Source organism: Pseudomonadota bacterium (assembly GCA_034189865.1).
Lineage (GTDB): Bacteria > Pseudomonadota > Gammaproteobacteria > UBA5335 > UBA5335 > JAXHTV01.
On record JAXHTV010000024.1, the window covers coordinates 1 to 14377 of the forward strand.

General features: G+C 58.0%; 14 protein-coding genes. 11 read left to right on the forward strand and 3 right to left on the reverse strand.

Annotated elements, in window-relative coordinates; genetic code table 11:
- From SVU69_10715 to SVU69_10750, 8 genes are all read left to right on the forward strand, one after another.
- On the forward strand, positions 1 to 827 hold an 827-nt coding region (locus tag SVU69_10715; protein ID MDY6943463.1), incomplete at its 5' end, for a ComEC/Rec2 family competence protein.
- 50 nt (positions 828 to 877) lie between these two features.
- The gene (locus tag SVU69_10720) at positions 878 to 1528 is read left to right on the forward strand and encodes a MotA/TolQ/ExbB proton channel family protein (GenBank protein ID MDY6943464.1); all 651 of its coding nucleotides are present in this window, start codon (positions 878 to 880) and stop codon (positions 1526 to 1528) included.
- Complete coding sequence (locus SVU69_10725) at positions 1525 to 1947, forward strand: biopolymer transporter ExbD (protein ID MDY6943465.1); 423 nt, start codon at positions 1525 to 1527, stop codon at positions 1945 to 1947. Before SVU69_10720 ends, SVU69_10725 begins: the two co-directional genes overlap by 4 nt.
- Positions 1944 to 3707, forward strand: coding sequence for a lipid A export permease/ATP-binding protein MsbA (gene msbA / locus SVU69_10730; GenBank protein ID MDY6943466.1), 1764 nt, complete (start codon positions 1944 to 1946; stop codon positions 3705 to 3707). The genes SVU69_10725 and msbA overlap by 4 nt, the downstream gene beginning before the upstream one ends.
- Before the next feature lie 192 nt (positions 3708 to 3899).
- Positions 3900 to 4961: a tetraacyldisaccharide 4'-kinase gene (gene lpxK, locus SVU69_10735; protein ID MDY6943467.1), complete on the forward strand. Its 1062-nt coding sequence runs from the start codon at positions 3900 to 3902 to the stop codon at positions 4959 to 4961.
- Positions 4954 to 5133: a Trm112 family protein gene (locus tag SVU69_10740; GenBank protein ID MDY6943468.1), complete on the forward strand. Its 180-nt coding sequence runs from the start codon at positions 4954 to 4956 to the stop codon at positions 5131 to 5133. Before lpxK ends, SVU69_10740 begins: the two co-directional genes overlap by 8 nt.
- Entirely contained in the window at positions 5134 to 5898 is a 765-nt protein-coding gene (gene kdsB, locus SVU69_10745) for a 3-deoxy-manno-octulosonate cytidylyltransferase (protein ID MDY6943469.1), read from the forward strand. It abuts the gene before it with no gap.
- Between the two features lie 122 nt (positions 5899 to 6020).
- Positions 6021 to 6491, forward strand: coding sequence for a low molecular weight protein-tyrosine-phosphatase (locus SVU69_10750; protein MDY6943470.1), 471 nt, complete (start codon positions 6021 to 6023; stop codon positions 6489 to 6491).
- Between the two features lie 75 nt (positions 6492 to 6566).
- Here the strand turns inward: SVU69_10750 and SVU69_10755 are convergent, their stop codons facing one another.
- From SVU69_10755 to ccsA, 3 genes are all read right to left on the reverse strand, one after another.
- Complete coding sequence (locus tag SVU69_10755) at positions 6567 to 9164, reverse strand: Rne/Rng family ribonuclease (GenBank protein ID MDY6943471.1); 2598 nt, start codon at positions 9162 to 9164, stop codon at positions 6567 to 6569.
- A 542-nt stretch (positions 9165 to 9706) separates the two neighbouring features.
- The gene (locus tag SVU69_10760; GenBank protein MDY6943472.1) at positions 9707 to 10978 is read right to left on the reverse strand and encodes an HlyC/CorC family transporter; all 1272 of its coding nucleotides are present in this window, start codon (positions 10976 to 10978) and stop codon (positions 9707 to 9709) included.
- 54 nt (positions 10979 to 11032) lie between these two features.
- Positions 11033 to 11851 carry a cytochrome c biogenesis protein CcsA gene (gene ccsA / locus SVU69_10765; GenBank protein ID MDY6943473.1) on the reverse strand — a complete coding sequence of 273 codons (819 nt, stop codon included), beginning with the start codon at positions 11849 to 11851 and terminating at the stop codon, positions 11033 to 11035.
- Between the two features lie 193 nt (positions 11852 to 12044).
- Between ccsA and ffh the strand changes: the two genes are divergently transcribed.
- The 3 genes from ffh to rimM all read left to right on the forward strand — a co-directional run bounded on the left by ffh (position 12045) and on the right by rimM (position 14377).
- Positions 12045 to 13397, forward strand: coding sequence for a signal recognition particle protein (gene ffh / locus SVU69_10770; GenBank protein ID MDY6943474.1), 1353 nt, complete (start codon positions 12045 to 12047; stop codon positions 13395 to 13397).
- 171 nt (positions 13398 to 13568) lie between these two features.
- Positions 13569 to 13808, forward strand: a complete 240-nt coding sequence (gene rpsP, locus SVU69_10775) for a 30S ribosomal protein S16 (protein MDY6943475.1) — start codon at positions 13569 to 13571, stop codon at positions 13806 to 13808.
- 11 nt (positions 13809 to 13819) lie between these two features.
- On the forward strand, positions 13820 to 14377 hold the full coding sequence (rimM, locus tag SVU69_10780) for a ribosome maturation factor RimM (GenBank protein ID MDY6943476.1): 558 nt from the start codon (positions 13820 to 13822) through the stop codon (positions 14375 to 14377).

The window sequence follows — 14377 nt, forward strand, 5'->3', positions numbered from 1 at the left end:
TGGGGCAAGGACTCAGTGCGATCGTGCGTACTCGGGATCATGTCCTGGTGTTCGATGCTGGTCCTCGCCATGCCAGTGGCTCCGATGCCGGCCGTTTGGTGGTGATTCCGTATTTGAAATCACTGGGGGTGCAGCGGGTGGATGCCTTGGTTGTGAGTCATGCCGATCAGGATCACGCTGGCGGCGTGGCCGCATTGCGCGCCGAACTAAATGTCGACCGCGTATGGATGGGTGATTCCGACCAGCGGCGGTTCCCGGCGGTTTTACCCTGTCGGGCGGGTGAGGTCTGGGCGTGGGACGCGGTGCAGTTCAAGTTTTTGCATCCCCAGCCAGATAAGACAGTGTCTGCCGGCAACGAAGGCTCTTGCGTGCTGAGTGTCAAGGCCCCCGGAGGGCATGTTTTACTCACCGGCGATATCGGATTCGAGTCGGAACGGCTCTTGTTGCAGGCACCCGAGGCGTTGGATGCCGATGTGCTGGTGGTGCCGCACCATGGCAGCGCCGGTTCGTCCTCGCCAGCGTTTGTGGCCGCGGTGTCACCGAACTGGGCTTTGGTGTCTGCGGGGTATGGCAATCGCTACGGGTTTCCCAAGGCGGAGGTGGTCGATCGTTATCAGAGGCTCGGCGCATCGGTGGATGTGACAGGACATAGCGGCGCGATTCGCCTTGTCCTGCCCAGCAACGGTGAGCCGAAGTTGGAGAACTGGCGTGAAAGCGGTCGACGTTACTGGCACGAGCCGGATGGGTGTCACGCTGATTTGGCCCAGGGAAGTGCCCGGCTTCAGTGGTGCGGTTCGAATGCCAAATCAAGTATGATGCCGCACTGAGCAACTTCCACCAACTGTGGTGTTTTCCGAAGAAGAGGCTTTCAAATAGCATGTGGGAAATTGTCCAGGCCGGTGGCCTTTTGATGGCGCCGATCATCCTGTGTTCCCTGTTGTCTGTGGCGATCTTCGCCGAGCGACTGTGGACACTCCGGCGGGAAAAAATCGTGCCCGCGAATCTGGTCGAGCAAGTTCGCGGTTCCCACCAAGGTAAAGCGTTAGACGCGACTCAACTGACACAACTTCGCCAGCATTCTCCGCTCGGTCGGGTCCTGGCGGCCGGTTTGGCGAACGAACATCTGGACCGCACGGCGGTGAAAGAGGGGATCGAAGATGCCGGCCGACATGTAGTCCACGAGCTCGAGCGCTACTTGAACACCCTGGGCACCATCGCCGCCATTACCCCGTTGCTGGGGCTTCTCGGGACGGTGATCGGCATGATCAAGGTGTTTTTTGCTATCACTACCGTCGGTGTCGGTGATCCGACCGCGCTGGCCGAAGGTATCTCCGAAGCGCTGATTACTACCGCTGCGGGTTTGTCCGTCGCGATTCCATCGTTGATTTTTTACCGTTATCTGCGTGGGCGTGTGGCTGAGATCGTCGTCGATATGGAAGGTCAGGCCATCCAGCTGATGGAAGCCTTGTATGCGGAAGGCGTTCGTCCTCGCCGCCGGACCACACGCGCCAAGGCGGCCACGTCATGAAACTCCAGCCGCGGCAGGGCGAGGAACCCGAACTCAATCTGACACCACTGATCGATGTGGTGTTTTTGTTGTTGATCTTTTTCATGGTCACGACCAGTTTCATCCGTGATGCCGAACTTCGGATCGAGTTACCCAAGGCGAGCCTGGAACCCCAGGTGACCCGGGCGGATGGGTTGGCGGTGGTCATCGACCAGGACGGCCGCTTTTTCATCAATGAGCAAGAAGTGGTGAATGCCCGTCCGGAAACGCTACGCCAGGCCATGACCAAAGTGGCGGGAGACAATCGCGGCCTGTTGCGCGTGCGGGCCGACGCCCGTGCTTCACACCAAGCGGTGGTCACTGTGCTGGATGTCGCCGGGCAGCTGGGTTTCTCGGACATCGTTATCGAAACGGCGAATCTTTCTGCCGACGGCTCATGAGCAGTCGTGACCAAACCAACTCGGGCGCCGCAATCTATCGGCGCCTGTTGGGCTATTCCATGGCGGATTGGCCGATTTTTGCGGTCGCCATCGTGGGCATGGTCCTGTTCGCCGTGGCGGAAACGGGTTTCGCATGGATGATGAAACCCTTGTTGGATGGCAGCTTTGTCGAGCGTGATCCCGCGGTGATCCGGGCGATGCCCTTTGTGCTGATCGGGTTGTTCCTGCTTCGGGGCGTGGCCGCCGTGGCTTCGGGTTACGGCATGGCGGTGGTGGGCCAGAATGTGATCCACACCATGCGCTCGGAATTGTTTAGCCATATGCTTCGTCTGCCGGCGTCGTTCTTTGACCGGAACCCCTCCGGTCAGTTGCTTTCCCAACTGACGTTCAACGTCGATCAGGTCTCACAAGCCGCCACCCAAGCCGTCACGGTGTTGATCCGCGATACGCTGAAAGTCATCGGGTTTATCGGTCTGATGTTTTATTTGAATCCGCTATTGAGCGGTTTCGCGCTATTGGTGGGCCCGTTGATCGCGTTGCTGATCCGTTTCGTCAGCCGACGGTTCCGGCGAATCAGTACCCGCATCCAGAATTCCATGGGCGAGCTTACGCATACCTCCGAGGAAATGATCGACGGCCAACGTATCGTCAAGATTTTTGGCACCCAGGATTACGAGCAAGGCCGATTCGAAAAGGTCAACGAACACAATCGACGTTTGAATCTGAAACGTTCGCTGACCCAGCAGGCCAGCAACCCGACGGTTCAGCTGATCGCTGCGATACCTATCGCGGGGATCGTCTACGTTGCCACCAGCGAGAATGTGCTTGGGACCATGTCGCCGGGCTCCTTCGCGGCGTTTCTCGGCGCCATGATCGGGTTGCTCAATCCGCTCCGACAATTGACCACGGTAAACGCTCAGTTGCAGCGGGGTATCGCCGCCGCCGAGAGCATTTTCGATCTGTTGGGAACCGAGCCGGAGGCGGATGTCGGCACCCGGCGTCTGCCGCGGTCCCAGGGCCACATTCAGTTCGCGGGGGTTCGGTTTCGATATAAAGCCGAGCATCGCCCCGTGCTTGATGGCATCGACCTGGAGGTGAAGCCCGGTCAGACCGTCGCTTTGGTGGGACGATCCGGCAGCGGAAAAACCACGTTGGTGAGCTTGTTACCGAGGTTCTACGATGTGGACCAAGGTCGGGTGCTGCTGGACGGTCAGGACGTTCGCGAATACCGCCTGGCGGATTTACGCAGCCAAATCTCGGTTGTCAGTCAGGAAGTGGTGCTTTTCAACGACACGGTTGCGGCCAATATTGCCTACGGCGTGGTCGGAGAGATCACGGAACAGCGCTTGGAAGATGCTGCCCGGGCAGCCCATGCGTGGGAGTTCATTCAGGCGTTGCCGCAGGGGCTCAGTACCCCCATCGGCCAGCACGGCACACTGCTATCCGGTGGCCAGCGGCAGCGCTTGGCGATTGCACGTGCTTTGCTCAAGGATGCGCCTATTCTGATTTTGGATGAGGCGACTTCCGCTTTGGATTCCGAGTCGGAACGCCATATCCAAGCGGCGCTGGAAGAACTGATGCGAGAACGCACCACTTTGGTGATCGCGCATCGCCTTTCCACCGTGGAAAGGGCAGATCAGATCATCGTGATGCACAACGGCCGGATCGTCGAACAGGGAACCCATGCCGAGCTGCTGGCGCAGGGAGGGCACTATGCAGAGTTACACCGGCTACAGTTCCGGGAATCCGAAACAGCCTGATCGTGAGCTGCCGCGCCGCATGGTCCTTGCGGCAATGATTCAATGCGCCATGCCTCAAGGCTGCTCGAGGCTGGCGTTCCTCGCGGCGAGATCGATCCGGTGTCGATCGTCCGTCGATTTCGTGCATCTTCTCCGGGGCTTCGGTCGAATCGGATGCGTTTTTGCCTGCTTTTTGCGCACTCGGTACCGCCCATGAATCGGTCCGTCGATCCTCGAATCCGGATCCGGCTGGAGCGCGGAATCAATCGCCTGTGGTATGGGGCACGATGGCGATCTTGGCCGCTGTGGCCGCTGAGCGCGTTGTTCTGCGCCATCGTGGTGGTTCGGCGCTGGCGGCTTGTGCGTGTTCAGCGTAAAAAAAAGCCATCCCCGGTTCCGGTTGTTGTGGTCGGGAACATCACCACCGGGGGAACCGGCAAGACCCCGTTGGTGGTGGCGATTGTGCGCCACTTGCGGCAGGCCGGTTATTCGCCTGGTGTGATTACGCGGGGCTACGGGGGCCGGTCGCCGGCTTGGCCCCAACGGGTCGTACCGGATAGCGACCCGCGTTGGGTGGGTGATGAACCGGTGATGTTGGCGCGATCCTGTGCTTGTCCGGTGGTTGCCGGCCCCGATCGCATGGCGGACTTGGGCCTGCTTGTCAGTTCCGAGCGCTGCGATGTGGTGGTCAGCGACGACGGCTTGCAACATTACCGCCTGCCGCGGGATGTTGAGATCGCGGTCCTGGACGGTGAGCGCGGTTTGGGTAACCGTCTTTGCCTGCCCGCTGGGCCGCTCCGTGAGCCGTCGGGCCGATTGCGGCAGGTCGACTTTGTGGTCATCAACGGTGGCGGAGATGATGCGGGCGTGCCAATGCAGCTCGCGGCTGCAATGCCCGTGAATCTGACCAGCGGCGAACAGCGGCCTCTCTCGGCGTTTGCCGATGCGCAGGTCCACGCCATTGCCGGAATCGGCAACCCCGAGCGTTTCTTCACGACGCTAAAGCGCGCTGGGTTGCAAATTCTGGAACACCCTTTTCCCGACCATTATGATTATCATCCACACAATCTGGACTTCGGTGATGATAGGGCGCTTATTATGACCGAGAAGGACGCCGTCAAATGCGCGGGGATCGCCCCGGCCAATGCATGGTATCTCCCGGTGGAGGCGGTTTTGCCGGATTCTTTTTTCGATTCGCTTGTTCGTCGGATTCAAAGTCGGCGGCGTACCGGGCGTTCCGTTGTGCCAGCTGAAGCAGAGGTCAAGGATGGATAAAAAACTACTGGATATTCTCGCTTGCCCGGTTTGTAAGGGGCCTTTGGTCTACGACAAGTCGCGCAAAGAGCTAATTTGCAAGCCCGACCGATTGGCGTTTCCGATTCGCGACGAGATTCCGGTGATGCTGGAAGAAGAGGCGCGTCAACTGGCGGCGGACGAGGAAGTTTAGATGAATTTCAAAGTCGTGGTACCCGCACGACATGGCGCCAGCCGGCTGCCCGGAAAACCCCTTAGGGACCTTGCCGGCCGACCGCTCATTTGGCACGTCTACCAACGTGCATGCGAGAGTGGCGCCTCGGAAGTGGTCATTGCCACGGAGCATGATTTGGTCCGGGACGCCGCGGAAGGCTTTGGCGCACAGGTGTGCATGACACGGGTCGATCATGCGTCGGGCACCGACCGTATCGCCGAGGTTGCGGAACAATGTGGTTGGGATGACGATGAGATCGTCGTCAATTTGCAGGGCGATGAACCGCTTATGCCGGGTGAGAATATCGCCCGGGTAGCTCAGAATCTGGCACTGTCGGACTTGGCTGACATCGCCACCTTGTGCACGCCGGTCGGCAACGTGGAATCGCTCCTCGACCCGAATGTCGTCAAGGTAGTCCGCGATGCACGGCAATTCGCGCTTTATTTCAGTCGGGCGCCCATTCCTTGGAACCGCCAGGGTGGGTTTTCGGTGGATGCCGGCATGCCGCCGGGGAACTGGTATCACCATATCGGGTTGTACGCCTATCGTGTGGGGGTGCTGAAGACATTCGCAACATTGCCACCGTGCGATTTGGAGCACCGGGAGCTTCTAGAGCAGCTCCGCGCCTTGTGGCATGGCATGCGCATTCACGTCGGTGACGCGATCGCACTGCCCGGTATCGGCGTGGACACGGAAGCCGATCTGCTGCGCGTTGAACAGCTACTCAAAGACGCCGTGGCATGAAGCTGGTCAACGACGGGTTGTTCATACCACAGCGTTTGTCCGGCACGCCGCGGTCGTGATCCAGGACGTTTGCCAAAAACGATTCGCTCTGGCGCTTACGGTTTGAGATAGGAAAGCACGCGATGCGTAAGGTCTTGTTCGTTTGTATGGGCAATATTTGCCGGTCGCCGGCGGCGGAAGGCGTGTTCCGGGGCTTGGTAACACGACACGGCTTGTCCGAGCGGATTTATATCGAATCGGCTGGGACGCACCGATACCACGTGGGTGCACCACCGGATCCCCGCATGGTCGAGGCGGCCCTGGCGAGAGAGATCGATCTGCGTGAGATCCGAGCAAGGCAGGTCACCGCTGAGGATTTTTTTCGTTTTGACTATATTCTCGCCATGGATCAAGCGAATTTGAGCGGCTTGAGCGCAATCCGTCCCGGCGCGTTCAGTGGGCATTTGGGGTTGTTTCTGGATTTTGCCAGTGACAAGGCCCGTCGGGATGTTCCCGATCCTTACTATGGAAGCGAGCGTGGTTTTCAGCTGGTGATCGACTTGGTTACCGAGGCGTCCGAGGGCCTGTTGGCTGAGATTCGAAAACAACTTTAACAGTTTTGACAACGCAATAGCGGAACGGGGCTAACGCACAGAATCATGCGTTAGCCCCGTTTTTCGGTTAAGGGCTCAGCCCTTATCTGCGGTTTCCGTTTTTGGTTTTGTCATCGAGTCGGGTTTTTCAGACGGTGGCGAGGTCCCCGCATCGGGGGCGGGCTTGGTTTCGCTACGTTCTGCTGCGGGGCCCGGCGCGGGTCCGTTCTCGGGCTGCTTTTTCGGTTGATCGTGTTCAGATCGTTCCTTGGGGCGCGACGGCGCCTCGGCAGCGGATTCTGGATGTACAGATCGGCTTTGTTCGTTCTTCACCGCATCACGGGCCGGCTGCGCATCGGCCATGGGATGTGGTTCAGTCGGTGGTTGATGTCGGGTGCCATCCGCTTGACCGCCCTGTTTCGCGTCCTCGCTACCTGAGGCCCGTTTCGTCTCGGCTGAGTCGTCACGTTTGGGTTGTGGCTCCCTTGGGTGTCTCGGTTTTGAGCTGCCTTCCTCGGATGCTCCGGAGGCTGGTTTATCGTTCGCCTTGGGAGCGGTCTCTGTCGGAGCGGTTGTTTCGACGTTCGATTGCGCGCCTTCCGTTTGGGTCCCGGCTGGTGTGCGCCGACGACGCCGACCACCGCGGCGCCCCCGACGGGTTTTTCCGCTGCTGCCTTCGCCTTCTTTTCGGTCCGGTTCTTTGGATGTTTCCGGGCCCGTGGTTACCGCCTTCTTGGCTTCTTCGGGCGATGGCTTTTGTTCGCCGCTGGTCTTGTCCGCGGATTTTTTCTCCGGACGTCCGCCGGCTGCGGCAGCGGTCGTGGATTTCGCGCCATTCGGGCGAGATCGCTTGCGGCGTTGCGGCTGACCACTCCTTGCAGGGCTGTCACCCCGAGCCCCCGAGGCCGATCGGGGTTTCCTCGCCCCCTGGCGAGCCGGTTTTTCTTCCGGCTCGGGCTTGACTGGCTCGGACGTCGTTTCTTCGACTTCCGGAAAGAGTTTTTGCCAAAGCCTTTTCAACAGGCCGTTTTGCTGCTGGCCTGGTCCGTCGGCTGCTTTCGAGCTTTGCGAGACCGGCGGCGCCGCAGTGGGCGGTGCCGTCAATCGCACGGCGGGTTGTTCCGCCGTGCGTGTCGTGGCGCTCTCGGTTGGTTGTACCCGGGCGGGTTCAGCTTTCTTGACCAATTCGTGGCTGGCGTCCGCCTCGGCGTCGCTTCTCGCGTCGTCTTCCCGGATACGTTCCACTTGGTAGTGGGGCGTTTCCATGTGCGGGTTAGGCACGATAACGATTTGAATTTTGTACCGCCCCTCCAGTTGGGTGACGTCCGGGCGCTTTTCATTCAGCAAGAACGCCCCGACGGGAACCGGCACCTGAGCCACCACTCGGCCGGTTTTCTCTTTCATCGCTTCTTCTTCGACCAGTCGAAGAATCGACAGCGCCATGGACTCGACGGTCCGGATCATGCCTTGACCCTCGCAGCGAGGGCACGGCACTTGGCTGTACTCGCCGAGCGATGGGCGGAGTCTTTGACGAGACATCTCGAGCAAACCAAAACGAGAGATACGACCGATTTGTACTCGTGCGCGGTCCACTTTGGTGGCGTCCCGGAGACGATTCTCCACCTCGCGCTGGTTTCTGGTCGGCGTCATGTCGATAAAGTCGATCACGAGCAAACCGCCCAGGTCACGTAATCGGAGTTGCCGGGCAATTTCATCGGCCGCTTCCAGGTTGGTGATCAGCGCCGTTTCTTCGATGTCGGCGCCCTTGGTTGCACGTGCCGAGTTGATGTCGATGCTGGTCAGCGCTTCGGTGTGATCGATCACCACCGAGCCGCCGGAGGGCAGGATCACGCTGCGAGAGAAGGCGGTTTCGATTTGGCTTTCAATCTGAAAGCGGGTGAATAGCGGCGTGTGATCTTTATAGTGTTTCAGCCGGGAAATGTTCTGGGGCATGAACTGCGCCATGAAGTCTTTCGCCTGCTGGTAGACTTCTTCGTCATCAACGAGGATTTCGCCGATGTCGGCGCGTAAATAATCGCGCAGCGCCCGGATGATGACGTTGCTTTCTTGGTAGATCAAAAATGGTGCGGAACGTTCGGCTGCGGTTTCGATGGCCTGCCAGAGGTGGATCAGATAATCCAGGTCCCACTGCAGTTCTTCGATGTTGCGCCCCATGCCAGCGGTACGGACAATCAATCCCATACCGTTGGGAATCTCGAGGCTTCGCATCACTTCGCGCAGCTCTTCCCGCTCGTCACCTTCGATCCGGCGTGAGACACCCCCGGCGCGCGGGTTGTTGGGCATCAAGACAAGGAAGCGGCCTGCCAGACTGACGAAGGTGGTCAGGGCGGCACCTTTGGTTCCGCGTTCCTCTTTTTCTACCTGGACGACAAGTTCCTGGCCTTCCTTGACGGCATCGGCAATGTTGACCCGACCGCTGCCGAGGTCAATGCCTTCGCGGAAGTAGCTCCGCGCGATTTCCTTCATCGGAAGAAAGCCGTTCCGTTCGGCGCCGTAGTCGACGAACGCGGCGTCCAGGCTGGGTTCTACCCGGGTAATTCGGCCTTTATAAATATTCGATTTTTTTTGTTCTCGTGATGGAACTTCGATATCGAGATCATAAAGTCTCTGTCCATCCACTAACGCAACACGCAACTCTTCTGGTTGAGTTGCGTTGACCAGCATTCTTTTCATATTTTGAATTCTCTCTGAAGCTGCGCATAAACGGCTCTCCGTAACGAGTCAGTTCGGAATCAACTGGGGCGGTAAAAATCCTCTGGTTGCCGTTATCGCGAACCCGCACGAGGAATTGATCTGGCGCGCGATGTGCCAGTTCGTTCCGCCCGATTTGTGCAAGTTTGCGCGCTAAAATAGGGTTCAAACGATTGGTTTGTTTATATCGGTGAGCCCGTGCCACAGAAGGGACACATGGGCCATCCTTCCCGGCAGGCGTCAATGGAAAGAAAAACTGGGGCCAGCACTGAGTGGACGAGTTTGGTTGACCGTAAGAAATAAACCGATCACCCATCGCACGACCAATCTTTAATAATAGGCCGTTTCTCAGTACCAATCGCAGGCAGTTTCCGCTGCGCGCCTGGCGGTAGAAAACTGTGCCTGTCCTCATCTTGACCTGCTTTTAGCAGTTGAAGTGACCTTAGCGGATTCTGGACAGGTGAGTATAAATATAGCAGTGGTGGTTGGTTCCTTCAATCGGTGTCAGCCGTCTCCGTCCCAACTTAATCGTTAGTCGGCGGTTTGCGGCTCCGTGGCGGTGTGATCCGCACCGTCTGGACCGCTCGTCCGTGCGTTTTGAGTATCTCGACTTGGTAGTCGCCGAGTTTGAGGCTGGTTCCGGCTTCGGGGATAGCTTCCATATACTCCACGATCAATCCGTTGAGTGTCCGCGGGCCGCTGGTCGGCAGGTCCCAAGCCAGGCCGCGATTAATCGCCCGGATGGTGGCGCCGGCGTTGACGGTGAAACTGCCATCGGGCTCGGGACGAAACTCGGGTGAGGCTGCGGCGGGGTCGGTTGTGAATTCACCGACGATTTCCTCAAGGATGTCTTCCAGGGCCACCAATCCTTGGATATCGCCGTACTCGTCGACCACAAATCCTACCCGGCGCCGGAGACGCTGAAAATTCAGCAGCTGGACGTTCAACGGGGTACCTTCCGGAATAAAATAGCCTTCGCGCGCCATGGCGATGAGCGTCTGTTTGTCCAGTTCGTCGCGCTTCAGCTTGCTCAGCAATCGCCGCAGGTGAATGACACCAATTAGGTTATCAATGCTGTCTTCATAGATAGGTACGCGAGTGTGTTGACTGTTGATGATGGCGTCCAGAACGTCCTTCCAGTCTTCGTTCAGATCGATACCCACAATCTCGTTGCGCGGAATCATGATGTCTTCGACGGTCGCTTTTTGCAGGTCGAGGATGCTTAAAAGCATGCGTTGGTGCCGTTTCGGGATCATGGCGCCGGCTTCCAAGACCACCGTGCGCAGCTCTTCCGCGCTTAGGGCTTGATATTCCGCCGTCTCGACTTTGATCCTCATCAGTCTAAGGAATCCGCTGGCCAGCAAGTTGACGGACCAGACAATGGGATAAGTAATGCGCAGCAGCGGCCAGTACACGCGAGCCGCAGGATAAGCCAGTCGTTCGGGATACAGGGCGGCGACTGTTTTGGGGCCGACTTCCGCGAAAATGAGGATCACCAGCGTCAATAGCAGACCCGCCGCAAACAGTGAGTACTCACCCCACAACCGCAGAGCGATGATGGTTGTCAGCATGCTGGCGGCGATGTTGACCAGGTTGTTGCCAATGAGTATCAAGCCGATGATGCGGTCTGGTCGTTGCAGTAGCCGTTCCGCTACGATTGCGCCTCGGCGCCCGGCTTTGGCGTGATGCCGCATCCGGTAACGATTGACGGTCATCAGACCGGTTTCTGAGCTGGAGAAAAGCGCCGACAAGACGATCATCAAAATCAGCAGGGCGAACAACAGCCCTAATGGCACATCATCCAAGAGGATTCCTTCCGTTCCGGTTATGACTGCACGAGGCCCAAGGTGTTAACCCCACTGGCGCCCCAGGATTAACTCCAATACGAATTTGCTGCCAAAGTAGGCAAGGGTGAGGGCCGCTCCCCCGCTTACGGTCCATCTTACGGCGGTGCGGCCTCGCCAGCCGTACCGCCAGTGGCCCCAGAGCAGGACGCCGAAGATCATCCAGGCGATAAATGAAAGCGTGGTCTTGTGTACCAAGTGCTGGGAAAACAAATCATCAATGAACAGCAGGCCGCTTACCAGTGCCAGACTGAGCAAAAAGAATCCCAGTACCAACATTTGGAACAAGAGTTCCTCCATGGTTTCCAAGGGGGGGAGGGCGCGTACAAATCCCCCCGTTTTGTGGCGATGAAGTAAACGGTTTTGTATCGCCAGCAGCATCGATTGGGCAACGGCGAGCAACAGGAGGCTATAGGCCAGAATTGACAGCACGATATGGGCATCAAGTTGCCAATTGTTGTGCGAGGGACGCGACATGTTGGCCGGGACGGCCACATTGACGATGAGCGCAATGGCCGCAATGGGTAGAATGATAATGCCCAGATTATCGACCGGGCGGCGAAAGCTGGCCAGCAGGTATAATAAGACGATCTGCCAATTGATCAGTGACGCCGCGCTGATGACGTTGAGGCGGGACTCATCCAGAGGGAACGTGGTCCACCGCAGGATCAGCGTGTGGCATACGATGCCGATGACGACCAACAATCGCCCCGTATGCGGCCAAGTGGCAAATGAGAATTTTGAGGGGCTCGCGTTGGTGATGAACCAAATCGCGGCCATGACGTAAGCGGCACTTCCGACCAACGTCGTCAGAAATACAGTCATAGAAATTGGATGCCTGGATGACGAGTTAGCATCATCTCACATGTGAGATCGCGGTTGAAGCCGAGGCTGAATTGCAGCGATGGCTTTTCTATAAGTGACGTTTTTCCGATGATAGTTTAATTTGGACAGCTTGGCACAAACCCATTGAGCCGGATGAGAGCATTCCGATTTCCCTACCGCATGGCACAGAACGATGTTTGACAACCTGACAGAGCGGTTGAACCGCACGATTCTTAATCTCCGTGGCAAAGGCCGCCTCAGCGAAGAGAATATTCAGGAGGCCATTAAAGAAGTTCGTATGGCTCTCTTGGAGGCCGACGTGGCCCTGCCCGTTGTCCGGGATTTTGTGGATCACGTACGCCAACGCGCCATCGGGCAGGAAGTGACCACCAGCCTCACGCCGGGCCAGGTTTTTGTTCGCATCGTCCAAGAAGAGTTGGTCAAAGTGCTCGGCGGTGAAACCGTTGAGATCAATCTGCGGACGCAACCACCGGCGGTGATTATGCTCGCTGGTCTGCAGGGGGCCGGGAAGACCACAACTGCGGCCAAGCTGGCCAAATACCTTAAGGAGCGGCTACGCAAGCGGGTATTGCTCGCCAGTTGTGACATTTATCGCCCTGCGGCCATTCAGCAACTCGAAACATTGGCGGGGCAAGTTGGCGCCGAATTTTTCCCCAGTGAGACCACCGAAGATCCGGCCGATATCGCGCGTAGAGCGTTGGAGCACGCACGGCGGAAGTTTCTCGATGTGGTGATCGTTGACACAGCCGGTCGTTTGCACATCGATGAAGCCATGATGGACGAGGCCAAGCGCGTCCATGCTGCCGTCAATCCCATCGAGACGTTGTTTGTCGTCGACAGCATGACGGGCCAGGACGCGGCCAATACCGCGAAGGCATTCGATGAAGCCTTGCCCCTGACCGGTGTTGTGCTGACAAAAATCGATGGTGATGCACGAGGCGGTGCCGCGCTTTCGATTCGGCAAATCACCGGCAAGCCCATCAAGCTCATGGGGATTGGTGAGAAGACCGATGCGTTGGAGCCGTTCCATCCGGATCGCCTGGCATCCCGAATTCTCGGTATGGGTGACGTGCTGACGCTGGTCGAGGAAGTCGAGCGGACAGCAGATAAGGAAAAGGCCGACAAGCTGGCGCGCAAGCTGCAGAAAGGTAAAGGCTTGACGCTCTCGGACTATCGCGATCAATTGAATCAGATGATGAATTTGGGGGGGGTCAAAGGCATCATGGAGAAGCTTCCGGGTGCGATGCAGATGCCGGAAGCCGCCAAAAGCCAGGTGGGTGACCGCGACATTCGACGAATGATCGCCATCATCAATTCCATGACCGCGCTGGAACGACGTCGGCCGGAGATTATCAAGGCGTCCCGTAAGCGGCGAATCGCGAACGGTTCCGGTACACAGTTGTCGGATGTCAACCGGTTGCTGAAGCAGTTCTCCCAGACCCAGAAAATGATGAAACGCTTTAGCAAGGGTGGTATGGCGAAGCTGATGCGGGGCGGTCGTTTGCCGCCTGGGATGGGATTTTAGCCTCAATAATGCGCTTAAGTACGCTCGCTCGTCGCGCTGCCGCAGCCGCTGTTTAGCTCAGCCGACTCAAAAGCGGTTTCCTTGTGACGGAAGATCCCTTAGAATAGCGCGTTTTCATCGCCGGGTTGTCTGTCTTGGCGCGGAATTTTCCGAGAGGGAATAGAAACTTACATGGTCACCATTCGCTTATCTCGCGGGGGCGCAAAGAAGCGGCCCTTTTATCACATTGTGGTTGCTGATAGTCGATGCCCCCGTGACGGGCGTTACATCGAGCGTCTTGGTTTCTTTAATCCCCAGGCATCTGGTGAGGAAGAGTCCCTGCGTTTGGATAAGGACCGCATCGATTATTGGTTGAGTCAAGGTGCTCAGGCGAGCGAGCGTGTCGCCAAGCTGCTGAAGAAGGCAAGCTGATTTAGCCGATAGTGGTTTCGAGCACGTTAGAGCGCCGTGTGGTGGATCGGGCTGTGCCCCAGGTCGATCCGGATCGGCTGATCGTAATGGGCAGAATCACCGGTTTGTTTGGCGTCCGGGGTTGGGTCAAAGTCTATTCCCACACGCGTCCGCCCGAGGGCCTGTTTGATCATTCGCAGTGGCAAGTCCGGCGTGGTTCGGAGTGGCTCCAATTTAAGTTGGATTCGGCCCAGGTCCATGGCAAGGCATTCATTGCCAAGCTGGAAGGTGTGGACTCGCGAGATGCGGCGGCCGACTTGACGGGTTCGGATATCGCTGTACCCCGATCTGCGTTACCGCCGTCTGATGACAGCGGCTATTTTTGGGCGGATCTGGTGGGATGCCGGGTCGCCACGGTCGACGGCGTCGAACTCGGTGAGGTTTCCAATATGATGGAAACCGGTGCCAACGATGTGATGATTGTGCACGGGGCGCGAGAGCGGTTAATTCCTTTTGTGCGACCGGATGTGATCAAAGACGTGGATTTGGCACGCGGTGTGATCACGGTGGATTGGGATCCGGAGTTTTGA

What these genes read in the sequence shown, in the direction of transcription:
- SVU69_10720 (MDY6943464.1), top strand. Translation starts at nt 878, where the DNA reads ATGTGGGAAATTGTCCAGGCCGGTGGCCTTTTGATGGCGCCGATCATC.
- kdsB (MDY6943469.1), top strand. Translation starts at nt 5,134, where the DNA reads ATGAATTTCAAAGTCGTGGTACCCGCACGACATGGCGCCAGCCGGCTG.
- rpsP (MDY6943475.1), top strand. Translation starts at nt 13,569, where the DNA reads ATGGTCACCATTCGCTTATCTCGCGGGGGCGCAAAGAAGCGGCCCTTT.
- ccsA (MDY6943473.1), bottom strand. Translation starts at nt 11,851, where the DNA reads ATGACTGTATTTCTGACGACGTTGGTCGGAAGTGCCGCTTACGTCATG.
- lpxK (MDY6943467.1), top strand. Translation starts at nt 3,900, where the DNA reads ATGAATCGGTCCGTCGATCCTCGAATCCGGATCCGGCTGGAGCGCGGA.
- msbA (MDY6943466.1), top strand. Translation starts at nt 1,944, where the DNA reads ATGAGCAGTCGTGACCAAACCAACTCGGGCGCCGCAATCTATCGGCGC.
- SVU69_10740 (MDY6943468.1), top strand. Translation starts at nt 4,954, where the DNA reads ATGGATAAAAAACTACTGGATATTCTCGCTTGCCCGGTTTGTAAGGGG.
- ffh (MDY6943474.1), top strand. Translation starts at nt 12,045, where the DNA reads ATGTTTGACAACCTGACAGAGCGGTTGAACCGCACGATTCTTAATCTC.
- SVU69_10750 (MDY6943470.1), top strand. Translation starts at nt 6,021, where the DNA reads ATGCGTAAGGTCTTGTTCGTTTGTATGGGCAATATTTGCCGGTCGCCG.
- SVU69_10755 (MDY6943471.1), bottom strand. Translation starts at nt 9,164, where the DNA reads ATGAAAAGAATGCTGGTCAACGCAACTCAACCAGAAGAGTTGCGTGTT.
- SVU69_10725 (MDY6943465.1), top strand. Translation starts at nt 1,525, where the DNA reads ATGAAACTCCAGCCGCGGCAGGGCGAGGAACCCGAACTCAATCTGACA.